Source organism: Methylobacterium guangdongense (assembly GCF_038442355.1).
Taxonomy (GTDB): domain Bacteria; phylum Pseudomonadota; class Alphaproteobacteria; order Rhizobiales; family Beijerinckiaceae; genus Methylobacterium; species Methylobacterium guangdongense.
On the sequence record NZ_JBBXMX010000002.1, the window covers coordinates 265,841 to 287,346 of the forward strand.

Sequence of the window (21,506 nt, forward strand, 5' to 3'; positions counted from 1 at the left end):
GGGATCCCAAAGGGCTCAGCCCATTGGCGGGTGCAGGGCAGAGCCCCTGCGAACATCCCGGGGCTTCGCCCCAAACCCCACCAAAGGGCTGAGCCCTTTGGAAACCCGGTCCTTCCGAGACGTCTGACTAGCGCCGCCGCGCCGTGCCCCGCCGGCGCGGCGCGGCCGGCGGTGCCTCCGGCTCACCGTCCAGGAAATCGTCGGCGTCCGGCGGCGGCGCTGGCGCGGGCTTCGGCTGCGGCTTCGGCACGGCCCGGATGCGCGGGCGCGGCTCGGGATCCGGCATCGAGACCGGCGCCTCCATGGCCGCCAGCAGCGGCATCGGCGGCGGCTCCTTCTTCGACCGTCCGCGCGGCTTCTTCTCCGGTTCCGGCTTCGGATCGAAGGCGTGGGCCAGGACCTTGCGCATCAGGCCCGGCAGCGGCTCCTCGTCGAGGGCGTTCCGCGGCGTGAACCGCATGCCGGCCGGTGCCGGCGTCGAGAGTGCGACCCGGGCCGCGAAGACGGTCAGCTCGAGCGGAAAATGCGTGAAGCCGTGGCGCACGAGGCCCGGCAGACGCTTCCACCGGGCGTCGAGGGGCGCGTCCAGCAGGGCTCCGGCCACGTCGTAATCCGGCTCCCAGGCGCTGCCCGGCGGCTCTGCCATGTTTCCGAGCAGCCCTTCGGGCGCCCGCGTCCGCAATAGCACCGCCTCGTCGCCGCTGCGGATCGCCACGAAGGCCGCGCCGCGTCGCAAAGCGCCCTTGGCGACCTTGATCTTGCGCGGAAACGTCTCCTGCGTCCCGAGTGCTCGGGCGCGGCAGGGCGACATCCACGGGCAGAGTGCGCAGGCGGGGCGCTTGGGCGTGCAGATCGTGGCGCCGAGATCCATCAGCGCCTGGGCGAAGTCGCCCGGCCGGTCCTCCGGAACCAGTGCCTGCGTCATCCGGCGGATCTCCGGGCGGCTACCCGGCAAGGGCGCCTCGACCGCGTAGGCCCGGCTCAGCACGCGCTCGACATTGCCGTCGACGGCGGCCTCGGCCCGGTCGAAGGCGATCGCCGCGATTGCGCCGGCCGTGTAGGCGCCGATCCCCGGGAGCTTGCGCAGGCCCTCGGCCGTGTCGGGGAAGCGCCCGCCAGCCGCCGCGACCGCCTTCGCGCAGGCGTGCAGGTTGCGCGCGCGGGAGTAATAGCCGAGCCCGGCCCAGGCCGACATCACGGCCTCCTCGGGGGCGTCCGCGAGGGCGAACACGTCGGGAAAGCGCGTGAGGAACCGCTCGAAATACGGCCGGACCGCCGCGATCGTGGTCTGCTGCAGCATCACCTCGGAGAGCCAGACCCGGTAGGGATCCGGCACCTCGCCGGCGAGCGCCCGCCACGGCAGGACCCGCCGATGCCGGTCGTACCAGGCGAGCAGGTCGTCGGCGCGCGGTTCGACCGCTTGAAGATCCGTGGCTGTGCGGGGCGGCATGATCGGGTCGACAGGGGCCATGCTGCATAGCCGGACGCCGATGGCGATCATAGGGCGGCGAAAGCGCGGCGGCGTCCTCCCTTCGTCAACCATCCTGCGCTACCTTCGTGGAATCCACAGGGCCGGGACCACCATGGCGCGCGTCAAACCGCTGGCCGAACTGATCGAGGGCTGCATCGGCCCGGCCTTCGCGGCGCAGGGTTTTGCCTCCACCGACATCCTGGCCGCGTGGCCGGAGATCGTCGGCGAGCGGCTCGCCCGCTATTGCCGGCCGTCCCGGCTCGAATGGCCGAAGCGCCGCCGAAAGGATGGCGCGGTGCCGGATTCGGGCACGCTGGTGGTGCGCGTCGAGGGTGTGTTCGCCATCGAGTTGCAGCACCTCGCTCCGGTGGTGATCCAGCGGATCAACGCGCATTACGGTTGGGCCTGCGTCTCGCGGATCGTGCTGCAGCAGGACCGGATCGGCCGGGGTGGCCCGCAGGCACGGCGCACACGTATCGATCCGGCCCGGGCCGTCGAGGTGCAGAAGGCGGTCGCCGGGATCGCCGATGACGGCCTGCGCGCGGCCCTCGACCGTCTCGGCACCGCGGCCGTGGCGACGCGCCCGGAGCGTTGAGCGGGGCGATTCGGTCGCCTTGCCAGGAGGGCCGCGCCCGAGTACCGGCATGCGACGCCAACCTGGTCTCTTCGGCGGAGCCTGCCCGATGACGACGCGACGCGACGCTCTCAAACTCTCCGGCCTCGCCCTCGGCGCCGGCCTCGCCCTGCCTTACCTGTCGCGCGGCGCACGGGCCCAGGGCTCCGACGTCGCCGCCCTGATGCAGCCGGGCCCGCTCGGCGATGTCTGGCTCGGGCCGGCGGATGCCAAGTGCACGATCATCGAATACGCCTCGATGACCTGCTCGCACTGTGCCGCCTTCCACCGCAACACGTGGCCGACGCTGAAGGAGCGGTACATCGACACCGGCAAGGTGCGCTTCACCCTGCGCGAGTTCCCGCTCGATCCGCTGGCGACGGCGGCCTTCATGCTGGCGCGCTGCGAGGGCGATTCCAAATATTACCCGATCACCGATCTGCTGTTCGACCAGCAGCCGGCCTGGGCCTTCACCCCGAAGCCGGTGGACGCGCTGGAGCAGATGCTGCGGCAGGCCGGCTACACCAAGCAGACCTTCGAGGCCTGCCTGAAGGACCAGAAGATCTACGCCGGGGTCAACGCCGTGAAGCAGCGCGGACTCGACGTGTTCAAGGTCGATTCCACGCCGACTTTCTTCATCAACGGCGAGCGCTATACCGGCGAGATGACGGTCGAGGGCATGGAGAAGGTGATCAAGCCGATCATCGGGGCCTGAGCGCCCGGCCGCCGCGTCTGCGAAGCACCACGCAGCAGAAGCGGCCAAGACTGGAATACCAGAACAAAATCAACGGCTTACCATGTATGGGCTTCGCCTTGACACTCAAGATAGGCGAAACTATGGTGCGGCCGCTTGCTGGGGGCGTCCAGCCGGTTTCGGATCCTCCCACCCTGTGAGTTTTGAGCCGTGAACGGCGACGACGCGCGGGGCGGGAACGGGACCGAGGGGACGCCGACGGACAGCGAACTCTCCGCGAGGCTCAGACGTCTCGAGACGCAGATCGAACGGAAGCGGCCGCAGGCTGCTGCCGATCCTTCCACGCGCCCTCGGACCAACGGGTCATCCGCGCTGGGCCAGGCCATGACGCTCTCCACGGAGTTCGTCGCTGGCGTGATCGCGGGGGGCATACTCGGCTGGATCGTCGATCATGTCTTCGGGACCAAACCCTGGGGCTTGATCGTCCTTCTGATGCTCGGGTTCGTCGCGGGGGTCTACAACGTGATGCGGGTGTCGGGTTTCTCCGGCGCGCGTCCGGAGCGGCGCGACCGGCAGGAGCCATAAGGCGCGCCGGTCAGGGACAATCGAGGCGGCCGGCAGGAGCCGGTGCGTCGGACAAGAAGGGCGGGAGCGGGAATGGCGGTCACGATCGACCCGATCGAGCAGTTCGAGCTGAAGCCGCTCGTGTCGCTCGGCCATATCGGCCATCAGCAGCTCGCGTTCACCCAGTCCGCCCTGTACATGTTCGCCGCCGTGGGCGTGATCGCGCTGATCACCATCGTGGCGACGTCCTCGCGCTCGATCGTGCCGGGCCGGATGCAGTCGCTGGCTGAGATCTTCTACGAATTCATCGCCGATACGCTGCACCAGGCGACTGGCGACGGCGGCAAGCGCTTCATGCCGCTGGTCTTCTCGCTCTTCATGTTCGTGCTGATCCTGAACCTGTTCGGGATGATCCCCTACAGCTTCGCGGTGACCAGCCACCTGATCGTCACCTTCGGGCTGGCCGCGCTGGTGATCTCCACCGTGGTGATCTTCGGCGTGATGAAGCACGGCACCCACTTCTTCGGCCTGTTCGTGCCGTCGGGCGTGCCGAAGCCGCTGCTGGCGATCCTGGTGCCGATCGAGATCATCTCGTTCATCTCGCGCCCGATCAGCCTGTCGGTCCGTCTGTTCGCGAACATGCTGGCCGGTCACATCGCGATGAAGATCTTCGCGTTCTTCGTGGTCCAGCTTCTTCTCGCGGGTGCCTGGAGCGTGCTATCGCCGCTTCCGCTGTTCCTGACGATCGCGCTGACCGCCCTCGAGTTCCTCGTTGCGGCGCTGCAGGCCTACGTCTTCGCGACGCTGACGGCGATCTACCTCAACGACGCCCTTCACCCCGGCCACTGATCGGCCGGCTCCACCCGCCGCAAACGTCAAAGCACGTTTCGATCTGAAGAGACCCTAGGAGTTATCATGGATCCCGTCGCTGCGAAGTACATCGGCGCCGGCCTCGCCTGCCTCGGCATGGCGGGTGCGGGCATCGGCCTCGGCAACCTGTTCGGTCAGTTCCTCGCCGGCGCCCTTCGCAACCCGTCCGCCGCCGACGGGCAGCGCGCCACCCTGCTCCTGGGCTTCGCCCTCACCGAGGCGCTCGGCATCTTCTCGCTGCTGATCGCGCTGCTGCTGCTCTTCGCCGTCTGATCGGCGCTGGAGGTCTCGGCCTCCCGGTCAATCGGTGGGCGCTCCGTGATGGGGCGCCCGCCTTCGTCCGTCACCGCCCCGCGGTGGCCTCAGCGAACGGTGTCAGTGTAGCGGTCCCATGGCGCAGCCCAATCCCCTCACCACGCCGCCTCCGGGCGCCGACACGCAGATCGTGCCGGGCCATACTGAGCACGCGGAAGCGCATACCGGCGCCTTCCCGCCCTTCGAGACCCACGGCTTCCTGGCGCAGCTGATCTGGCTCGCCCTGGCCTTCGGCCTCCTCTACTACCTGATGGACAAGATCGCGCTGCCGCGCATCCAGTCGATCCTGCACGCCCGGGCCGAGCGGCTGCGCGCCGATCTCGATCAGGCGCAGGCGATGAAGACCGAGGCCGATGCCGCGGGCGTCGCCTTCGAGACGGCCCTGCGCGATGCCCAGGGCAAGGCGCGCGACATCGCGCAGACCACCCGCAACGAACTGGCCGCCGAGGCCGACACCAAGCGCAAGGCGCTTGAGGAGCAGCTGAACGCCAAGCTCGCTGCCTCCGAGGCGACGATCCGCCAGCGGACCGAGGCCGCCATGGGCAATGTCCGCTCCATCGCGGGCGAGGCCGCCTCGGCGATCGTCGAGCGTCTGACGGGTCAGGCCCCCGACCGGGCGACCCTCGACCGCGCCCTCGACGCCACCGCACACTAGACGGGACCCCAACGATGCTGCTCGAAGCCGAATTCTGGGTCGCCGTCGCGTTCGTCATCTTCATGGCCATCGCCTGGAAGGTCGGCGCCTTCTCGGCGATGACCAAGGGGTTGGACGGCCGCGCCAAGCGCGTCCGCAACGAACTCGACGAGGCCAAGCGCCTGCGCGAGGAAGCCGCCGCCGTGCTGGCCGATTACAAGCGCCGCCGCACCGAGGCCGAGAAGGAGGCGGAGTCGATCGTCGCCAGCGCCCGCGAGGAGGCCCAGCGCGCCGCCGAGGAAGGGCACCGCAAGCTCGACGACTTCCTGGCGCGCCGCACCAAGGCCGCCGAGACCAAGATCGCCCAGGCCGAGGCGCAGGCCGAGGCCCAGGTGCGCGCCGCTGCCGCCGAGGCTGCCGTGAAGGTGTCTGAGACGATCCTGCGGGAGCGGCTACAGGGCGAGGCCGCCCAGAGCCTGATCCGCGCGAGCCTCGGCGAGGTCCGGACCCGCCTGCGGTCCTGATCCGGCCGATCACGCATCGAGAAGCCGCCTCCGGGCGGCTTTTTTATTTGGGGGCCTGCGGTATCGCGAGCGGGCGGACCGGGATGCCGTTGCCGCGGACGCTCTGACGAACAGCCCGTCCGGCCGCGAACATCGGCGGCCTGAACGACATCCCCGACTGTGTGGGCACGGGGATGCACCGCGGTCCAAGCGCGGATCGGTCGCGTCGGCGGCGGTCTCTCGAACGAGTCCTCGGCTCAGCTGACGCACGGTCTGTTGGATCGCCAGCACCCGATCAGCCCGGCCGTGAAGCGCGACTGGCCGGCCCCTCTCAATCGGGCCGTTCGCCCTCGACCGCCTTGGTCTCCTCCACCTCGGGCGCCACCTGCCCGTAATTCAGAACCGCCACGAGGGCCGCGCCGCCGAAGGTGTTGCCGAGCAGGGTCGGCAGGAAGAACTTGAATCCGTAATCGCTCATCGAGGCGGCGTCGGTGACCACGAGGTAGAAGGCCTCCACCGATCCGGCGACAATGTGGGCGAGGCTGCAGAGCGCCACCAGCCACGTCATCAGAAGGATCACGAAGGGCGCCGCGCTGGCGGTTGCCGGCAGGAACCACACCATCAGGGCGATCATCCACCCGGCGAAGACCGCCTTGGTGAATGTCGACCAGAAGCTGTGGGCGATGGCGTCGTGGCTGATCTCGGCAAAGGCCTTGAGCACCGGCGGCTCGAAGGCCCCGGAATGGGCGAGCAACGCCGCGATCACCAGCGTTCCCAGGATGTTGCCCGACAGGACGATCGCCCAGAGCCGGACGACCCGCACCGCCGTCTTCACCGAGCGGTCGTGCAGCAGCGGCAGGACCGGCGTGATCGTGTTCTCGGTGAAGAGCTGCTGCCGCCCGAGGACCACGACGAGGAATCCGACCGCGTAGCCCATCGAGCTCACGATCTTCGCCCAGTCGGTCTCCGGCAGGTGGCTGCGCAGGACGCCGGGCACGATCAACGACAGGGCGATGCTCAAGCCCGCCGCGAAGGCCGACAGGAACAGCGCGAGGCCGTGGCGCCGCAACTCCTCGTCGCCTTCGAGCCGGATGACTTCGTGCAGCACGTAGGCGTCCGGCCGGCCGATCTCGGAGACTTCCTTCAGCAACTCGTCGCGCCGAGCCTCCTGCTCGGCCCGCTTGTTCTTATCCCGCACCATCCGCTCGGCCCCGCTACGCAACTCGTGATGATCGGATGGTCGTGAGTCAGGCCGTCAGCCGCGCCAGCAGGGCTTCGACGGCGCTGCGCGCCTCGGCGAGCGCCTCCGGATCCCGGCTGCGCACCACGATCCGATTGCGAAAACCCTCCGGCGTCATCGCCGGGTAGGAGCCGATCGAGACCTTCGGCCGTTCCTTGGCGATCGCGCCGAGGTCGCCGGCATAGTTGCCCTCGGGTAGGTTTTTCGCCTCGATCGTCTCGGACAGCATCGCGGCGCCCCCCTTGAGGGTCGGGGCGATCGAATCGAGCATCGCCTGCATGATGCTCGGCACGCCCGCCATCACGTGGACGTTGCCGATCCGGAAGCCCGGCGCCTTCGAGACCGAGTTGGCGATCAGGTCGGCCCCGAACGGGATCCGCGCCATGCGCAGGCGCGCCTCGTTCAGATCCTCCGGCTTGTGCCGCTCCAGCAGCATAGCCCGGGCGCGCTCATCGACGTCGATGCCGACCCCGAAGGCCTGGGCGACGCAATCCGCCGTGATGTCGTCGTGAGTCGGGCCGATGCCGCCGGTGGTGAACAGGTAGGTGTAGCGGGCACGCAGGGCATTGACCGCCTCGACGATCATGTCGGGCTCGTCCGGGACGATCCGTACCTCACGCAGGTCGATGCCGGCCGCGGTGAGGAAGTCGGCGATGGTGCCGATATTCTTGTCCTTGGTGCGACCCGAGAGGATCTCATCGCCGATCACGAGGATGGCGGCGGTGACGGATTCGGAAGGCTGGTCCATGGGTCTCTGGCGTCGAGGGGATCGCGCGGGCAGATAGCGCGACACGCTCGCCCGACTACGACAATGCCGAGGATGCCATGCAGTTCGCCGCGCCGCTCCTGCCGGGACGGCTGGTCCACCGCTACAAGCGCTTCCTGGCCGATATCGAGACGTCAGAAGGCGTCGTCACCGCGCATTGCCCCAATCCGGGGGCGATGCTCGGCCTCAACACGCCTGGGGCGCGGGTGCTGCTGTCCCGCTCGGCCAATCCGACGCGCAAGCTGCCGCTGACCTGGGAGTTGGTCGAGGCCGACCTGCCGGGCGGGCCGCAATGGGTCGGCCTCAACACCCTGCGTCCGAACGCCCTGGTGGCCGAGGCTTTTCGTTCCGGCGCGATCCCGGCATTGGCCGGATACGACGTGCTGAAGCCGGAGGTTCGCTACGCGCAGGCGAGCCGGGTCGATTTCGTCGCGCGCGGTGGCGGGCGCGGGCCGTGCCACGTCGAGGTCAAGAACTGCCACCTGATGCGCCAGGCCGGCCTCGCGGAGTTCCCGGATTGCACCGCCGCCCGCAGCGCCCGGCACATGCGCGACCTCGCCCAGGTGGTGGCGGAGGGCGGCCGGGCTTTGGTCGTCATCGTGGTGCAGATGCAGGCGGCGGCGTTCGATGTCGCGCGGGACATCGATCCGGCCTTCGACCGGGCCTTTCGGGAGGCGCGCGTCGCGGGCGTCGAGGTCTGCGCCTATCGCTGCGCGGTCGAGCCGGCGGGCGTCGCGATCGCGGAGGAGATCCCGGTGATCACGCCGCCGTAATCCGGTTCATGGCTCCATCGCTGCGGATATGTTAGCCCGGAGGCGGAATCGCCGCGGATCTGAGCAAGCCCGATGGCCGACGCTGCGCAGCTTGAGGATCGTCTCTACGACGTGGCCGCGTTCCGCGCCTTCCTCGAAGCGCGCCCGGACGACGAGCGATGGGAACTGATCGAGGGTATCGCGGTGCAATCGGCCGCCCCGAGAATCGCGCATCAGCGGATCGCAAGCAATTTCGAGCGGCATCTCAATGCGGCGCTCCGCCGCCTTAGACCCGCGTGGCGCGCGGACCGGGAGGTCGGCATCGAGGTGTCGGATGCCTCCCGGTATCGGCCGGAGCCCGAGGTGACGGTCATCGATGCGCTGACCGACACGGAACGGACCTTCGCGGACCGCTTCTACCTCGTGATGGAGGTGCCGTCGGCCAGCGACCGCGGCCGGATCCTCGAGAGCAAACTCGGCTTCTACCGAGCGCATCCGCACAACCGCTTCATCGTGATCGCGGATCAGGACCGGCTGGCGGTGACGCTGCACGAGCGGGGCGCGGCCGGATCCTGGGCGTCAAGGACTTTGACCGGGCCGGACGATGCGCTGGTGCTGGGCGATCTCGGCCCCATCTGCACGCTCGCCGAAATCTACACCGACACGCATCTCGATCCGCGCCGCTGGGCGTGAGCGGCACGACCTCTCACGCCTGCCTGGCGGCGCGGCGCTCGAACACCAAATTCAGCCGGGATCGCGAGATCTCGCGATAGCCGTAGCCCTCCAGGTGCTGGGGCAGGTCGATCTGCCACTGGCCGGTGCCGTTCTCGATCAGCAGGAAGCGCGGCAGGAGCGTGTCCGGCGCCTCGCGCAGGAATGGCTCCAGGATCAGATCCTCGGCGCCCTCGACATCGAGCTTCACCGCGTCGACCCGGGTCAGGCCCTCGCTGCGGAGGAGGTCGAGGAGGGTCATCGCCGGTACGGTGATCCGCGCGCCCTCGTTGGTGCCGACGATCCGCAGGCTCGATTCGCCGCGGTTGCGGGGATCGATGAACAGGGTCAGCTCGCCGGCCTTGTCGGCCACCGCGCAGGCGACCGCCTTGACCGTGTGAAACGGGTTCTGGGCGATGTTGTAGGTCAGGCGGTTGAACACGTCGGGCTGCGGCTCCACCGCAACGATCCGGGCTTCCCGTCCCGAGAAGGCGGCGACGCACAGGGCGTAGGCGCCGATATTGGCGCCGATATCGAGGAAGACGCAGTCCTTGGGCAGGCGCTCCTGGAGCAGCGCCCGCTCCTCGGGATCGAAGAACTGCGGCGTGAACAGCACCTTCTTCTCGCAATTGTTGTTGTACGGGTGCAGCCGCATCCGTGCCCCGTAGCGGGTCACGTCGAGGGGCTTGCCGCGAAGGCGCGAGATCGCGATCCGCCGCAGGAACAGGGCGAGGCGCCGCCCGTACCAGGATCCGGCCGGGATCCGGCTCGTGCGGCGGGTGATCGCCGCCACGAGACCAGAGGGTTCGTAGGTGCCGTAGGGCTGGGTGTCCGTCATGACCGGGGCGGTTTGCCAGCCGACGCACCGACCCGCAAGCCGATCGCGATGCGTTGCCCCGGCAAGCCCGCGTGGTCTAAGCGGGGGCCGAGTTTCGAGGAGCATCGGTTGCCCGGCATGGAGTCCTTCAATTCCGACGGCGTGCGGATCGCCTACATCGATGTCCCGCCCGCCGACGGGGCCGGCACGCCGATCCTGCTGATCCATGGCTTCGCGTCGAATCACGCGGTCAACTGGGTCAACACCCAGTGGGTGAAGGCTCTGACCCAGGCCGGCTACCGGGCGATCGCCTTGGACAATCGCGGCCATGGCGAGAGCGAGAAGCTCTACGATCCGGCCGCCTACAGCTCTGAGGCGATGGCGGGCGACGCGATCCGGCTGCTCGACCATCTCGGCATCGAACGCGCCCACGTGATGGGCTACTCGATGGGCGGGCGGATCACGGCGCATATCGCCCTCGACCACGCCGACCGGGTCCGTGCCGCGCTGATCGGCGGTCTCGGCATGCACCTCGTCGAGGGCAAGGGTCTGCCGTCCGGCATCGCCGAAGCCCTGGAGGCGCCGGCCGGGACCCCGGCACCGAATCCGACGGCCGCCGCCTTCCGCATGTTCGCCGAGCAGACGCGGAGCGATCTGCGGGCGCTCGCCGCCTGCATGCGCGGCTCGCGCCAGACGCTGAGCCGGGCGGAACTCGGGCAGATCGAGGTGCCGGTGCTGGTCTCGGTCGGAACCCTCGACACGGTGGCGGGCTCCGGCCCGGGGCTCGCCGCCCTGATCCCGGATGCGCGGGCGCTCGAGATCGAGGGCAAGGATCACTCCACCGCGGTCGGCGCGAAGCCGCACCGGGATGGCGTGCTGGCGTTCCTGGCGGCGCAGCCCTGACCGATCAGCTCTTCAGCCGGTATCCCGTGCGGAAGATGTAGGTGACGAGGCCGAGGCAGATCACTAGGAACAACGCGGTCATGCCCAGGCTGATCGCGATGTTGACGTCGGCCTTGCCGAAGAAAGCCCAGCGGAAGCCGCTGATCAGGTACACGACCGGGTTGAGCAGGCTCACCGCGTGCCAGAACGGCGGCAGCATGCCGATCGCGTAGAAACTGCCGCCCAGGAAGGTCAGCGGCGTCACCACGAGAAGCGGCACCAGCTGCAGCTTCTCGAACCCGTCCGCCCAGAGCCCGATCACGAAGCCGAACAGGCTGAACGTCACCGCGGTGAGCAGCAGGAAGCCGATCATCCAGAGCGGGTGGTCGATCCGCAGCGGCACGAACAGCGCCGAGGTCGCCAGGATGATCAGGCCGATCAGGATCGACTTGGAGGCCGCCGCGCCCACGAAGCCCAGGACGACCTCGAGCGGCGAGATCGGCGCCGACAGGATCTCGTAGATCGTGCCGGCAAAACGCGGGAAGTAGATGCCGAACGAGGCGTTGGAGATGCTCTGCGTCAGGAGCGAGAGCATGATCAGGCCCGGCACGATGAACAGCCCGTAGGGCACACCGTCGACTGCCGTCACCCGCGAGCCGATCGCGGCGCCGAACACCACGAAGTACAGGGTGGTCGAGATCACCGGGGCCAGGATGCTCTGCCCGGCGGTGCGCCAGAACCGCCCCATCTCGAACCGGTAGATCGCCCGTACCGCCGGCCAGTTCATGCTGGAGGCTGCGTTCATGCCTGGGCTCCTTCCTCGCGCACGAGGCCCACGAAGATGTCCTCCAGCGAACTCTGCTCGGTGTGCAGGTCGTTGAAGCGGATACCCGCCGCGGCGAGCCCGGTGAGCAGCCCGGTGATGCCCGTGCGCTCGGCCCGCGTGTCGTAGGTGTAGACCAGTTCGCGGCCGTCGCCCGCCAGGGCCAGCTCGTAATCGCCGAGGTCCGGCGGAACGCTCGCGATCGGCTGCTGGAGATGCAGCGTGAGCTGCTTGCGCCCGAGCTTGCGCATCAGCGCGGCCTTCTCCTCCACGAGGATGATCTCGCCCCGGCGGATCACGCCGATGCGGTCGGCCATCTCCTCCGCCTCCTCGATGTAGTGGGTGGTGAGGATGACGGTGACCCCCTGCTGGCGCAGCTCGCGCACGAGGCGCCACATGTCCTGGCGCAGCTCGACGTCGACGCCCGCGGTCGGCTCGTCGAGGAACAGCACCCGGGGCTCGTGCGACAGGGCCTTGGCGATCAGAACCCGGCGCTTCATGCCGCCCGACAGGGTCATCAACCGGCTGTCGCGTTTGTCCCAGAGAGAGAGCGCCCGCAGGATCCGCTCGATATGGCCGGGATCCGGCCGCAGCCCGAACAGGCCCCGGGAGAAGCTCACTGTGTTGAGTACGGTCTCGAAGGCGTCGGTGGTGAGTTCCTGCGGCACGAGCCCGATGGTCCGGCGCGCGGCGCGGTAGTCGCCGGCGATATCGTGCCCGTCGACCAGCACGGTGCCGGAACTCGGCGTGACGATGCCGCAGACGATGTTGATCAGCGTCGACTTCCCGGCCCCGTTCGGGCCAAGCAGCGCGAAGATCTCCCCGGGCTCGATCGCGAGATTGATGTCGCGCAGAGCCGTGAAGCCGGACTTATAAGTCTTCGACAGCTGCGAAATGGAGATGATCGGCATCAGGGCCTGAACGGAACGGGAGCGAACCCGGGTCGTAGCGCACCGGCGCGTAACGGGTGCTGCCCCTGGGATGATCGGCGCTATAGCACGCTGCAATCCCGGTCTGGACCAATCCCATGTGCGCCGGCGCACGGCCAGGCGCGCCGGCCCTCACCGTTTGCCGAACCGTTCCACGATCGCGAGACATTCCTTGCGGCGGTCCGGGTCGTCGATCCGCGCGAAGGCCGCCAGGAGCGCTGCACATTCCGTGGCGGAAGGCCCGTTGCACAAAGCATTCGTGCCGCCCCTGCCGTGAAAGGTCGAGACCGGAATCTTCAACGCCTCTGCAATCTGTCCGAGCAGCCGCACCCGCTCGTCGGCGGAGGACGTGCCGCTTTTGGGATCGAAGCCCCCTGCGTCCGTCATGATGCCTTCAACACCAACCCTCAATCGGACGCACGTGCCGACGTCCGGCGCGAACATCCACAAATTCGCGGGCGGTGCAACCTACCGTTAGGTGTCGAACAACGCGGCAAACAGCGGAGCCGTGGCGCCGGGAGGCCGGTGCGCAGGCTTTGCCGACCTGCCGGAACACACCAATTCAGTCATCGCCCAAACGCGGCACGATGCGTTGAATCGCTGTCCGTTCAACCGGCTCGCCGAAGCGTGATGAGCGCGGCGAGCCCGATCAGGGTCGCGGCCCCGAGGAACCTGCGCCAGGGATTGACGCCGCGCAACAGCTCATCGAGTGCCCACCACGCCAGGGCAAGGTCGGCCCCGATGGAGAGCCAGTCGGCCAGGGGCGGGTTCGTCCGGGCTGCCCATCCGGCCAACGAGAGCCCGCCGAACAACCACAGCGGCAGATTTGGCCATTGCGCGATGGTCAGCGCACCGGTGCTGCGGTTCCGGAACAGCCAATCGACCGTCTTGGCGAACACGCCGGTCCTTCCCTGGTCCATCGGGGCATTTGTCCTGAGCGAGAGCGCCGGTGCTCTGGCGCACCGCCGGGCCACGTCGGCGCGCGTAGAACACCTTAACGGATCGAGCGAGCCCTTAGCACTTCACTAACCTTACCGAATGGAAAGCGTCGGTAAATCCCTAACGGATGCTGAAAGGACTCGCAGAAATTCCGTTAATGAGTTGGTAATGCAGTGGTGAGGCGGCGATGCAGCTGCCCTTCAGCGAGAATCGATCATGAGCGCCCGTCTCGAAGACCTGAAGTTCATGCTGACGCTCAGCGCCGTCGTTCTTTTCGGCAGCGGCCTCGACATCATCCTGCGCTGAGTCGGACGCCCCGCGTGGCCTGGAACCGTTGACCGTTGCGCGCGATGGCGCGCTGAAGGGCGGAGCGGGCCGCCGAATGGCCGGTCGGCCCGGAGGAAAGGCCGGAATTGGTCGCGTAGGGGATGGCGATCACCCGGGTCCCGGCGGTGAACCGGCGGCGCGCGCTGCCGCTGTCGGGAGGCGCCAGAGTGCTCTGACCCGAGCGGAGAAAGCTCCGCAACTCGGCGGCCTTCCCCTCCCGTTCCGCCCGTATCCTGATGAGGGCGAGCGCGAGACCGATCAGTCCTGCGGCCTCCAGCAAGGCCGCAATCACGTAGCCCGAAGCCATCCGATATTACCGAGCGCGATGGGGGGAGGACCGCTCCGGGAGCGGCCTGTCCCGATCTGCGCCCGCATGGTTAGCGCACCCTTAATGGATCGGCCGATCGCCTCACGGCGCTGAGGCCGGCATCGACGCGGCCGCGGATTTCAAGCCGCGGCGCAAGGCTCCGCGACCGCGCGCTACCACATGTCGAGGGCGACGCGGGCCTCGTCCGACATACGGCTCTGATCCCACGGCGGGTCGAACACCATGGTCACCGAACAGGACTGGACGCCCGAAACGGCGCTCACCGCGTTCTCGACCCAGCCGGGCATCTCGCCCGCCACCGGGCAGCCCGGGGCCGTGAGCGTCATGTCGATGGCGACCTTCCGGTCGTCGCTGATGTCGACCTTGTAGATCAGGCCGAGCTCGTAGATGTCGGCCGGAATCTCCGGGTCGTACACGCTCTTCAGCGCGGCGACGATGTCGTCGGTCAGGCGATCCAGCTCCGCCGGCGGGATCGCGGAATCGCCGGCGACGGCGGGGGCGTTCATGCCGCCCGTGATGGTGGCGTCGGTGGTCATCGCTTCACTCTCTTCGGACGGGTCCGGACGGGGCCAGCCTCGAACCCATGGATCAGGTGAACAGCATCTCTGCCTTGGCGAGCGCCTCGGCAAGGGCATCGATCTCGTCCGTCGTGTTGTACAGGCCGAACGAGGCGCGGCAGGTCGAGGTGACGCCGAAGCGGTTGAGCAGCGGCATGGCGCAGTGGGTGCCTGCCCGCACCGCCACGCCCTGGCGGTCGATCACCGTGGCGATGTCGTGGGCATGCGCGCCCTTCATCTCGAAGGCGATGACGCCGCCCTTGCCCGCAGCCGTACCGATCAGCCGCAGGGAATTCATGGCGCCGAGCCGCTCCTGGGCGTAGGCCGTGAGCTTCGCCTCGTGGGCGGCGATCGCGTCGCGCCCGAGCGCCATCATGTATTCGAGGGCCGCACCGAGACCCACCGCCTCGATGATCGCGGGAGTGCCGGCCTCGAACTTGTGCGGCGGATCGTTGTAGCTGATCGCGTCCTCGCTGACCGTGCGGATCATCTCGCCGCCGCCCTGATAGGGCGGCAGCCGGTCCAGCCATTCCTTCTTGCCGTAGAGTACGCCGATCCCGGTCGGCCCGTAGACCTTGTGGCCGGTGAAGACGAAGAAGTCGCAATCGAGCGCCCGGACGTCGACGGACTGATGCACCGCGCTCTGGGCACCGTCGAGCAGCACCGGCACGCCGTGGGCGTGGGCGATGCGCACGATCTCGGCGGCCGGCGTCACCGTGCCGAGCACGTTCGACATGTGGGTGATCGCCACCATCTTGGTGCGGGGCGAGAACAGCTTCTCGTACTCTTCGACGAGGAAGTTGCCCTCGTCGTCCACCGGCGCCCACTTGATCACGGCGCCGCGGCGCTCGCGCAGGAAGTGCCAGGGCACGATGTTGGAGTGGTGCTCCATGATCGAGAGGATGATCTCGTCCCCCTCCCCGATCAGGCCGCCCCAGCCCATCGACGAGGCCACGAGGTTGTAGGCCTCGGTGGCGTTGCGGGTGAAGATGATCTCGTCGGTGGAGGCGGCGTTGAGGAACTGGCGCGTGGTCTCGCGGGCGCCTTCGAAGCCTTCGGTGGCGGCATTCGCCATGTAGTGCAGGCCGCGATGGACGTTGGCGTAGCCCGTCTCCATGCAGGACACCATCGCGTCGATGACCTGACGCGGCTTCTGCGATGAAGCGGCGTTATCGAGGTAGACGAGCGGTTTGCCGTAGACCTGCTGCGCCAGGATCGGAAAATCCTTCCGGATCGCCGCGACGTCGTAGGTGGGGGTGAGGACGGGTGCGTTCATCGCTTCTCACTCACTTCAACGCCCTCCCTTCGAAGAGGACGGGTTCCCCTCCCCCTTGTGGGGAGGGGTCAGGGGTGGGGGTGGCGCAGGATCGAGCGCAACGGTGCCTTCCGAACCACCCCCACCTCCGGCTCCTCCCCACAGGGGGGAGGAGCGCGCGTCGCGCTAGCCCCGCGCCTTCAGCCAGGCCTCGATCTCGCCGATCAGCACCGCGCGGGCGCCCTCGTGCGTGACCGTCTCCACCGCCTCGCCCACGAAGGCCTGAACCAGCAGGCTTTCGGCGGTCGCGCGCGGCAGGCCGCGGGCCATCAGGTAGAACAGCAGATCCTCGTCCGGCGCGCCGCAGGTGGCCCCGTGGCCGCAGGCGACGTCGTCGGCGAAGATCTCCAGCTCCGGCTTGTTCATCATCTGCCCCTCGTCGGTGAGGAGGAGGCAGTCGGACTTCATCTTGCCGTCGGTCTGCTGGGCGGCCTGACGGACGATGATCTTGCCCTGGAACACACCGGTGGCGTCGCCGTCGATGATCCACTTGAACTGCTCGCGGCCGACGCCGCCGACCGCCGCATGGTCGGCGAGCAGCGTCGAGTCGGCGAGCTGACCCTTGCGCAGCATGGCGGCGCCGTTGACGACGACGTTCGTGCCCTCGCCCGCGACATGGACGTAGATCTGGTGGCGCGACAGCACGGCCCCGGTGACGAGGTTCACGGTCTCGACCTGCCCCTCGTCCTCGACCTTCAACGACAGGGTCGAGAGCGCGATGGTGGCGTCGCCCTCGATGTTCAGGCGGGTATGCCGGAAGGCGGCCTTCGGGCCGACCACCACGTCGAGGGCGTCGTTCGGCTGGCAGGTGAGGCCGTTCGGCCCCTCGTGGCTCTCCAGCAGGCTGAACTCCGCGCCCTCGCCCAGCTGGACCAGCACGCGGGTCGCCGTCGAGAACGGCGTGGTGCCGGTGCCGACGAAGCGCAGGTGGATCGGCTGCTCCGGCTTGGCGCCGGGGGCGACCCGGATCACCGCGCCGTCCGCCAGGAAGGCGGTGTTGAGCTGGTAGACCGGGTTCTCCCGGGCCTGCGGCACGGGGGCGAGCTGGGTCAGGGCGTCGTCACCCTGGCTCAGGGCATCGTTGAGCGGCACGACCGTGACGCCGGCCGGGATACGGTCGAGATCCGACAGCTCGCGGACGAGATGCCCGTTCACGAAGGTCAGGCGTGCGGCCTCGAGTCCGGAAAAGCCCTTGGCCTGCGCGACGGCCACCTTGGCGGCGTCGAGACTCGGCGCCTCGGCGGGCGGGGCGGCCTCGGCGATGGCGGCGCGCAGGTCCGTGTACTTGAACGCCTCGACCCGGCGGCTCGGCAGGCCGGTCGCCTCGAAGAAGCGGAACGCCTCCTCGCGGGCGATCGTGGTCTCGCTGGCGAAGCTCTGGCGGGCGGTCTCGAACAGCTTCGACAGGCCGGCCTCGGCGGGGGAGCGGAGGTTCGTGACGTCGGCCATGGCTTAGGCGGCCTCCCCGGTGCGGTATTCGGCGTAGCCGGAGGCCTCGAGCTCCAGGGCGAGCTCCTTGCCGCCGGTCTTCACGATCTGGCCCTTCGACATGACGTGCACGACGTCCGGCACGATGTGGTTCAGCAGCCGCTGGTAGTGGGTGATCACCAGGAACGAGCGGCCCTGGCCGCGCAGGGCATTCACGCCCTCGGAGACGATGCGCAGGGCGTCGATGTCGAGGCCGGAATCGGTCTCGTCGAGCACGCAGAACTTCGGCTGCAGCAGCGCCATCTGGAGGATCTCCATGCGCTTCTTCTCGCCGCCGGAGAAACCGACGTTGAGGGCGCGCTTGAGCATGTCCTTGTTGATCTCCAGCCGGTCCGCCGCCGCGTTGACCGCGCGGATGAAGTCGGGGGTCGAGATCTCGCCCTCGCCGCGGGCCTTGCGCTGGGCGTTCAGGCAGGCCTTGAGGAAGGTCATGGTGCCGACGCCGGGGATCTCCAGCGGGTACTGGAACGCCAGGAACACGCCGGCCGCGGCGCGCTCGTCCGGCTCCATCTCCAACAGGTTGTGGCCGTCGAGCAGGATCTCGCCGTCGAGGACTTCATAGTCCTCCTTGCCGGCGATGACGTAGGAGAGCGTCGACTTGCCCGAGCCGTTCGGGCCCATGATGGCGGCGACCTCGCCATCCTTCACGGTGAGGTTGAGGCCGTTCAGGATGCGGTTGTCCTCGATCTGCACGACGAGGTTCTTGATTTCCAGCATGTCAGTCCAAGTCCTTCAAAACCATTCGTCCCGCATCGCCCGCAGGAACGCGGCGTTCCCGGCCGGGTAGCCGGAGAGATCGCCGATCACCGCGTCGATGCCGCACCGGGGACAGAGGGCGGTGCCGTCATCGGCGATCCAGCCCGTGATCTCGTCCGGCGCGAAAACTTCGAGGCAGAAGAAGCATCCGCACAGGACGCTGCTCCTGACCTCGTCTGCGTGCCGCGCGCCATGCCGATGCGCGGCCCGCAACACGTCATCGTCGAATCCGCCCAGGCCCTCAGCCCACCGAGCCCTCAAGGCTGATCGAGATCAGCTTCTGGGCCTCGACGGCGAACTCCATGGGCAGCTGCTGCAGCACGTCCCGGACGAAGCCGTTGACGATGAGCGCGGTCGCCTCCTCCTCGGAGAGGCCGCGCTGCTGGCAGTAGAACTTCTGCTCCTCGGAGATCTTCGAGGTGGTGGCCTCGTGCTCGAACACCGCCGACGCGTTCTTCGACTCGATGTAGGGCACGGTGTGCGCGCCGCACTGATCGCCGATCAGCAGGGAGTCGCAGTTCGTGAAGTTGCGCGCGCCCTTGGCCTTCCGGTGCGCCGAGACGAGGCCCCGATAGGTGTTCTGCGAGCGTCCCGCGGAAATACCCTTCGAGATGATCCGGCTCGTCGTGTTCTTGCCGAGATGGATCATCTTGGTGCCGGAATCGACCTGCTGCATGCCGTTCGACACCGCGATCGAGTAGAACTCGCCGCGGGAATCGTCGCCGCGCAGGATGCAGGACGGATACTTCCAGGTGATCGCCGAGCCGGTCTCGACCTGCGTCCACGAGATCTTCGAGCGGGCGCCGCGGCAATCGCCGCGCTTCGTCACGAAGTTGTAGATCCCGCCCTTGCCTTCGTTGTCGCCCGGGTACCAGTTCTGGACCGTCGAGTACTTGATCTCGGCGTCATCCAGCGCAACGAGCTCGACCACCGCGGCGTGGAGCTGGTTGTCGTCGCGCTTCGGGGCGGTGCAGCCCTCGAGATACGAGACGTAGGAGCCCTTGTCGGCGATGATCAGCGTGCGCTCGAACTGGCCGGTGTCGCGCTCGTTGATGCGGAAGTAGGTCGACAGCTCCATCGGGCAGCGAACGCCCGGCGGGATGTAGACGAACGACCCGTCCGAGAACACGGCCGAGTTCAGCGTCGCGAAGAAGTTGTCGGTCGCCGGCACGACCGAGCCGAGATACTTCTGCACCAGCTCGGGATATTCCTGCACGGCCTCGGAAATCGGCATGAAGATCACGCCGGCCTTCGAGAGTTCCTTCTTGAAGGTGGTGGCCACCGAGACGGAATCGAACACGGCATCGACCGCGACCCGGCGCTCGGGGGCGATGCCCTCCAGCACCTCGACCTCGCGGAGCGGGATGCCCAGCTTCTCGTAGGTCTTCAGGATCTCGGGATCGATCTCGTCGAGCGACATCGCGGCCGGACGCTTGGGCGCCGCGTAGTAGTAGATGTCGTTGTAGTCGACCTTGTCGTAGGCGACGCGCGCCCACTCCGGCTCCTTCATGGTCAGCCAGCGCCGGTAGGCGTCGAGGCGCCATTCCAGCAGCCAGGCCGGCTCGTTCTTCTTGGCCGAGATGAAGCGCACCACGTCCTCGGAGATGCCCTTCTCGGACTTCTCCATCTCGATGGTGGTCTCGAACCCGTACTTGTACTGGTCGAGGTCGATCGAGCGGACCCGGTCAATGGTTTCCTGCACGGCAGGCATCAGCGTCTCCTAGGCATCACCGGCGTCAAGGACCGGGAAGCGTCTGTCGGATAGCGGGGGGACGGCGCTCAGGCCGCCTGTCCTCGCCGTCTATATAGGGGCTGCAAGGCCCGTTCGAAGGCGTCGAGGAAGCATGTCACATCCTCGTCCACCGTGTTCCAGCCGAGGCTGACGCGCAGCGCCCCCCCGGCGAGATCCGCATCCACGCCCATCGCGGCGAGCGTCGCCGAGCGCGCGACCTTGCCCGACGAGCAGGCCGAGCCCGACGACACCGCCACGCCGGCGAGGTCGAGGGCGATCACGGCCGCCGGGGCGTCGAGCCCCGGAACCGAGAAGTGCAGGGTGTTGGGCAAGCGCGGGGCCCCAGCCGCGAAGATCACGGCATCGGGCGCCAAGGCTTGCACGCCGGCCTCGATCCGGTCGCGTAGGGCGGACAGCCGCGCCGCCTCCCGGTCGATCGCCGCACGGGCGATCCGGGCCGCCTCGCCCATGCCCACGATGGCGGGCAGGCACTCGGTGCCGCAGCGCTGCCGCCGCTCCTGGCCGCCGCCGCGCAGGAAGGCGCTGTCCAGGCTAACGCCCTCGGCCAGCACCAGCGCGCCGACGCCCTTGGGCGCCGCGAATTTGTGGCCTGACAGGGTCAGGACATCGAGGCCGAGGGCCACCATGTCGAGGGGCATTTTTCCAACGGCCTGAACGGCGTCGCTGTGCACCAGGGTGCGACCGTGCGGCCGCGCCAGCGCGACGATCGCGGCCAGCGGCTGCACCGCGCCGGTCTCGTTGTTGGCGGCGTGGACTGAGAGGAGCACGGACTCGTCCGCCAGCGCGGCGAGGCGATCCTCCAGGACGGCGAGATCGATCAGGCCATCGCCGGTCACCGGCAGCCGTTCCACCGCGTCGTCCAGGAACCGGTGGCCCGCCGCCACGCAGGGATGCTCGGTCGCCGTGTGCAGCAGCCGGGTCGGGGCCGGCAGCTTGCGGCCGCGCAGATCGCCCGACAGGACCGCGTTCGCCGCCTCGGTCCCGCCGCTGGTGAACACGACCTGTTCGGGCCGAGCGCCCACCAGAGTTGCGACCTCGGCGCGGGCGGCCTCCAGCGCGGCCCGCGCAGCCCGACCCTCCGCGTGGATCGAGGACGGGTTGCCGGGCAGCATCAGCGCACGCGCCACCGCATCCGCGACGGCCGGGCGGACCGGGGCGGTGGCGTTATAATCGAGATAGGCGCGTGCCCGGTTCATCGAGAGTCCGTGCGATCCTCGTCTGCAGCGCGTCACAATTCCTTGCCTTCCGACCGGTCCGACGTGCTAAGGGCCGCCGATGGATCGAGGCCCGCCGACCGGCAGGATCGGCTCGGGCAGCCCGTGCGACGCATCGAGCGGCCTTTTTAGAATGGTTCTAATCGCCTAGAACTGTTCTAAGAGTGCTTTTATGGTGCTCCTGCACTGAGTCAAGGCTGCTGGAGCGTGGCGCCGTGCGCGCGGCGGGCAAACGCGAGAGTGAG

General features: G+C 68.4%; 26 protein-coding genes. 10 read left to right on the top strand and 16 right to left on the bottom strand.

Annotated elements, in window-relative coordinates:
• Positions 1–127 precede the first annotated feature (127 nt).
• On the bottom strand, positions 128–1,450 hold the full coding sequence (gene mutY, locus AAHG09_RS05030) for an A/G-specific adenine glycosylase (protein ID WP_342105794.1): 1,323 nt from the start codon (positions 1,448–1,450) through the stop codon (positions 128–130).
• A gap of 133 nt (positions 1,451–1,583) precedes the next feature.
• Here mutY and AAHG09_RS05035 point away from each other — a divergent pair, with 133 nt between their 5' ends.
• From AAHG09_RS05035 to AAHG09_RS05065, 7 genes are all read left to right on the top strand, one after another.
• On the top strand, positions 1,584–2,066 hold the full coding sequence (locus AAHG09_RS05035; RefSeq protein ID WP_342105796.1) for a DUF721 domain-containing protein: 483 nt from the start codon (positions 1,584–1,586) through the stop codon (positions 2,064–2,066).
• Between the two features lie 88 nt (positions 2,067–2,154).
• Positions 2,155–2,799, top strand: coding sequence for a DsbA family protein (locus AAHG09_RS05040; RefSeq protein ID WP_342105797.1), 645 nt, complete (start codon positions 2,155–2,157; stop codon positions 2,797–2,799).
• Between the two features lie 189 nt (positions 2,800–2,988).
• Positions 2,989–3,363 carry an AtpZ/AtpI family protein gene (locus tag AAHG09_RS05045; protein WP_342105799.1) on the top strand — a complete coding sequence of 125 codons (375 nt, stop codon included), beginning with the start codon at positions 2,989–2,991 and terminating at the stop codon, positions 3,361–3,363.
• A 72-nt stretch (positions 3,364–3,435) separates the two neighbouring features.
• Positions 3,436–4,191 (top strand): F0F1 ATP synthase subunit A, encoded by a 756-nt coding sequence (locus tag AAHG09_RS05050; protein WP_342105801.1) that lies wholly within the window; start codon positions 3,436–3,438, stop codon positions 4,189–4,191.
• Positions 4,192–4,257: 66 nt separating this feature from the next.
• The gene (locus tag AAHG09_RS05055) at positions 4,258–4,485 is read left to right on the top strand and encodes a F0F1 ATP synthase subunit C (RefSeq protein WP_007566773.1); all 228 of its coding nucleotides are present in this window, start codon (positions 4,258–4,260) and stop codon (positions 4,483–4,485) included.
• Positions 4,486–4,603: 118 nt separating this feature from the next.
• Positions 4,604–5,182, top strand: a complete 579-nt coding sequence (locus tag AAHG09_RS05060) for a F0F1 ATP synthase subunit B family protein (protein ID WP_342105802.1) — start codon at positions 4,604–4,606, stop codon at positions 5,180–5,182.
• 17 nt (positions 5,183–5,199) lie between these two features.
• Complete coding sequence (locus tag AAHG09_RS05065; RefSeq protein ID WP_342106208.1) at positions 5,200–5,685, top strand: F0F1 ATP synthase subunit B family protein; 486 nt, start codon at positions 5,200–5,202, stop codon at positions 5,683–5,685.
• Positions 5,686–5,995: 310 nt separating this feature from the next.
• Here AAHG09_RS05065 and AAHG09_RS05070 read toward each other — a convergent pair whose 3' ends face one another.
• Together AAHG09_RS05070 and AAHG09_RS05075 are read right to left on the bottom strand one after the other, a co-directional pair.
• On the bottom strand, positions 5,996–6,865 hold the full coding sequence (locus AAHG09_RS05070) for a formate/nitrite transporter family protein (RefSeq protein WP_342106209.1): 870 nt from the start codon (positions 6,863–6,865) through the stop codon (positions 5,996–5,998).
• Positions 6,866–6,911: 46 nt separating this feature from the next.
• A complete protein-coding gene (locus AAHG09_RS05075) occupies positions 6,912–7,652 on the bottom strand; it encodes a competence/damage-inducible protein A (protein WP_342105803.1) in 741 nt (246 codons plus the stop codon).
• A 77-nt stretch (positions 7,653–7,729) separates the two neighbouring features.
• Here AAHG09_RS05075 and sfsA point away from each other — a divergent pair, with 77 nt between their 5' ends.
• Together sfsA and AAHG09_RS05085 are read left to right on the top strand one after the other, a co-directional pair.
• Positions 7,730–8,443 carry a DNA/RNA nuclease SfsA gene (sfsA, locus tag AAHG09_RS05080; protein ID WP_342105804.1) on the top strand — a complete coding sequence of 238 codons (714 nt, stop codon included), beginning with the start codon at positions 7,730–7,732 and terminating at the stop codon, positions 8,441–8,443.
• A gap of 72 nt (positions 8,444–8,515) precedes the next feature.
• Positions 8,516–9,115 (top strand): Uma2 family endonuclease, encoded by a 600-nt coding sequence (locus AAHG09_RS05085; protein WP_342105806.1) that lies wholly within the window; start codon positions 8,516–8,518, stop codon positions 9,113–9,115.
• Between the two features lie 13 nt (positions 9,116–9,128).
• Here AAHG09_RS05085 and AAHG09_RS05090 read toward each other — a convergent pair whose 3' ends face one another.
• A complete protein-coding gene (locus tag AAHG09_RS05090; RefSeq protein ID WP_342105808.1) occupies positions 9,129–9,971 on the bottom strand; it encodes an FkbM family methyltransferase in 843 nt (280 codons plus the stop codon).
• A gap of 117 nt (positions 9,972–10,088) precedes the next feature.
• Between AAHG09_RS05090 and AAHG09_RS05095 the strand changes: the two genes are divergently transcribed.
• Complete coding sequence (locus AAHG09_RS05095) at positions 10,089–10,853, top strand: alpha/beta fold hydrolase (protein WP_342105809.1); 765 nt, start codon at positions 10,089–10,091, stop codon at positions 10,851–10,853.
• A gap of 4 nt (positions 10,854–10,857) precedes the next feature.
• On the opposite strand, the gene AAHG09_RS05100 is transcribed toward AAHG09_RS05095, so the two are convergent.
• From AAHG09_RS05100 to AAHG09_RS05155, 12 genes are all read right to left on the bottom strand, one after another.
• The gene (locus AAHG09_RS05100) at positions 10,858–11,619 is read right to left on the bottom strand and encodes an ABC transporter permease (protein WP_412760000.1); all 762 of its coding nucleotides are present in this window, start codon (positions 11,617–11,619) and stop codon (positions 10,858–10,860) included.
• A gap of 14 nt (positions 11,620–11,633) precedes the next feature.
• The gene (locus AAHG09_RS05105; RefSeq protein ID WP_342106212.1) at positions 11,634–12,569 is read right to left on the bottom strand and encodes an ABC transporter ATP-binding protein; all 936 of its coding nucleotides are present in this window, start codon (positions 12,567–12,569) and stop codon (positions 11,634–11,636) included.
• Between the two features lie 147 nt (positions 12,570–12,716).
• On the bottom strand, positions 12,717–13,028 hold the full coding sequence (locus AAHG09_RS05110; protein WP_342105811.1) for a hypothetical protein: 312 nt from the start codon (positions 13,026–13,028) through the stop codon (positions 12,717–12,719).
• Between the two features lie 164 nt (positions 13,029–13,192).
• Positions 13,193–13,504: a hypothetical protein gene (locus tag AAHG09_RS05115; protein WP_342105812.1), complete on the bottom strand. Its 312-nt coding sequence runs from the start codon at positions 13,502–13,504 to the stop codon at positions 13,193–13,195.
• 311 nt (positions 13,505–13,815) lie between these two features.
• Complete coding sequence (locus AAHG09_RS05120) at positions 13,816–14,157, bottom strand: hypothetical protein (protein WP_342105813.1); 342 nt, start codon at positions 14,155–14,157, stop codon at positions 13,816–13,818.
• Between the two features lie 173 nt (positions 14,158–14,330).
• Positions 14,331–14,714: an SUF system Fe-S cluster assembly protein gene (locus AAHG09_RS05125; protein WP_342105814.1), complete on the bottom strand. Its 384-nt coding sequence runs from the start codon at positions 14,712–14,714 to the stop codon at positions 14,331–14,333.
• Positions 14,715–14,766: 52 nt separating this feature from the next.
• Complete coding sequence (locus tag AAHG09_RS05130) at positions 14,767–16,011, bottom strand: cysteine desulfurase (RefSeq protein WP_342105815.1); 1,245 nt, start codon at positions 16,009–16,011, stop codon at positions 14,767–14,769.
• 165 nt (positions 16,012–16,176) lie between these two features.
• The gene (locus tag AAHG09_RS05135; protein WP_342105816.1) at positions 16,177–17,499 is read right to left on the bottom strand and encodes a SufB/SufD family protein; all 1,323 of its coding nucleotides are present in this window, start codon (positions 17,497–17,499) and stop codon (positions 16,177–16,179) included.
• A 3-nt stretch (positions 17,500–17,502) separates the two neighbouring features.
• Positions 17,503–18,255 carry a Fe-S cluster assembly ATPase SufC gene (sufC, locus tag AAHG09_RS05140; RefSeq protein WP_342105817.1) on the bottom strand — a complete coding sequence of 251 codons (753 nt, stop codon included), beginning with the start codon at positions 18,253–18,255 and terminating at the stop codon, positions 17,503–17,505.
• A 15-nt stretch (positions 18,256–18,270) separates the two neighbouring features.
• Positions 18,271–18,510, bottom strand: a complete 240-nt coding sequence (locus AAHG09_RS05145) for a cytoplasmic protein (protein WP_342105818.1) — start codon at positions 18,508–18,510, stop codon at positions 18,271–18,273.
• Positions 18,511–18,535: 25 nt separating this feature from the next.
• Positions 18,536–20,005, bottom strand: a complete 1,470-nt coding sequence (gene sufB, locus AAHG09_RS05150; RefSeq protein ID WP_331315090.1) for a Fe-S cluster assembly protein SufB — start codon at positions 20,003–20,005, stop codon at positions 18,536–18,538.
• A gap of 68 nt (positions 20,006–20,073) precedes the next feature.
• Positions 20,074–21,243, bottom strand: coding sequence for a cysteine desulfurase family protein (locus AAHG09_RS05155; RefSeq protein ID WP_342105819.1), 1,170 nt, complete (start codon positions 21,241–21,243; stop codon positions 20,074–20,076).
• Between the last annotated feature and the right edge of the window lie 263 nt (positions 21,244–21,506).

Coding starts and splice junctions, on each gene's coding strand:
- AAHG09_RS05075 (WP_342105803.1), bottom strand. CDS start 7,652: ATGGACCAGCCTTCCGAATCCGTCACCGCCGCCATCCTCGTGATCGGC.
- sufB (WP_331315090.1), bottom strand. CDS start 20,005: ATGCCTGCCGTGCAGGAAACCATTGACCGGGTCCGCTCGATCGACCTC.
- AAHG09_RS05050 (WP_342105801.1), top strand. CDS start 3,436: ATGGCGGTCACGATCGACCCGATCGAGCAGTTCGAGCTGAAGCCGCTC.
- sfsA (WP_342105804.1), top strand. CDS start 7,730: ATGCAGTTCGCCGCGCCGCTCCTGCCGGGACGGCTGGTCCACCGCTAC.
- AAHG09_RS05115 (WP_342105812.1), bottom strand. CDS start 13,504: ATGGACCAGGGAAGGACCGGCGTGTTCGCCAAGACGGTCGATTGGCTG.
- AAHG09_RS05125 (WP_342105814.1), bottom strand. CDS start 14,714: ATGACCACCGACGCCACCATCACGGGCGGCATGAACGCCCCCGCCGTC.
- AAHG09_RS05120 (WP_342105813.1), bottom strand. CDS start 14,157: ATGGCTTCGGGCTACGTGATTGCGGCCTTGCTGGAGGCCGCAGGACTG.
- AAHG09_RS05040 (WP_342105797.1), top strand. CDS start 2,155: ATGACGACGCGACGCGACGCTCTCAAACTCTCCGGCCTCGCCCTCGGC.
- AAHG09_RS05110 (WP_342105811.1), bottom strand. CDS start 13,028: ATGTTCGCGCCGGACGTCGGCACGTGCGTCCGATTGAGGGTTGGTGTT.
- AAHG09_RS05155 (WP_342105819.1), bottom strand. CDS start 21,243: ATGAACCGGGCACGCGCCTATCTCGATTATAACGCCACCGCCCCGGTC.
- AAHG09_RS05090 (WP_342105808.1), bottom strand. CDS start 9,971: ATGACGGACACCCAGCCCTACGGCACCTACGAACCCTCTGGTCTCGTG.
- AAHG09_RS05135 (WP_342105816.1), bottom strand. CDS start 17,499: ATGGCCGACGTCACGAACCTCCGCTCCCCCGCCGAGGCCGGCCTGTCG.
- sufC (WP_342105817.1), bottom strand. CDS start 18,255: ATGCTGGAAATCAAGAACCTCGTCGTGCAGATCGAGGACAACCGCATC.
- AAHG09_RS05085 (WP_342105806.1), top strand. CDS start 8,516: ATGGCCGACGCTGCGCAGCTTGAGGATCGTCTCTACGACGTGGCCGCG.
- AAHG09_RS05095 (WP_342105809.1), top strand. CDS start 10,089: ATGGAGTCCTTCAATTCCGACGGCGTGCGGATCGCCTACATCGATGTC.
- AAHG09_RS05035 (WP_342105796.1), top strand. CDS start 1,584: ATGGCGCGCGTCAAACCGCTGGCCGAACTGATCGAGGGCTGCATCGGC.
- AAHG09_RS05060 (WP_342105802.1), top strand. CDS start 4,604: ATGGCGCAGCCCAATCCCCTCACCACGCCGCCTCCGGGCGCCGACACG.
- AAHG09_RS05055 (WP_007566773.1), top strand. CDS start 4,258: ATGGATCCCGTCGCTGCGAAGTACATCGGCGCCGGCCTCGCCTGCCTC.
- AAHG09_RS05070 (WP_342106209.1), bottom strand. CDS start 6,865: ATGGTGCGGGATAAGAACAAGCGGGCCGAGCAGGAGGCTCGGCGCGAC.
- AAHG09_RS05130 (WP_342105815.1), bottom strand. CDS start 16,011: ATGAACGCACCCGTCCTCACCCCCACCTACGACGTCGCGGCGATCCGG.
- AAHG09_RS05100 (WP_412760000.1), bottom strand. CDS start 11,619: ATGAACTGGCCGGCGGTACGGGCGATCTACCGGTTCGAGATGGGGCGG.
- mutY (WP_342105794.1), bottom strand. CDS start 1,450: ATGCCGCCCCGCACAGCCACGGATCTTCAAGCGGTCGAACCGCGCGCC.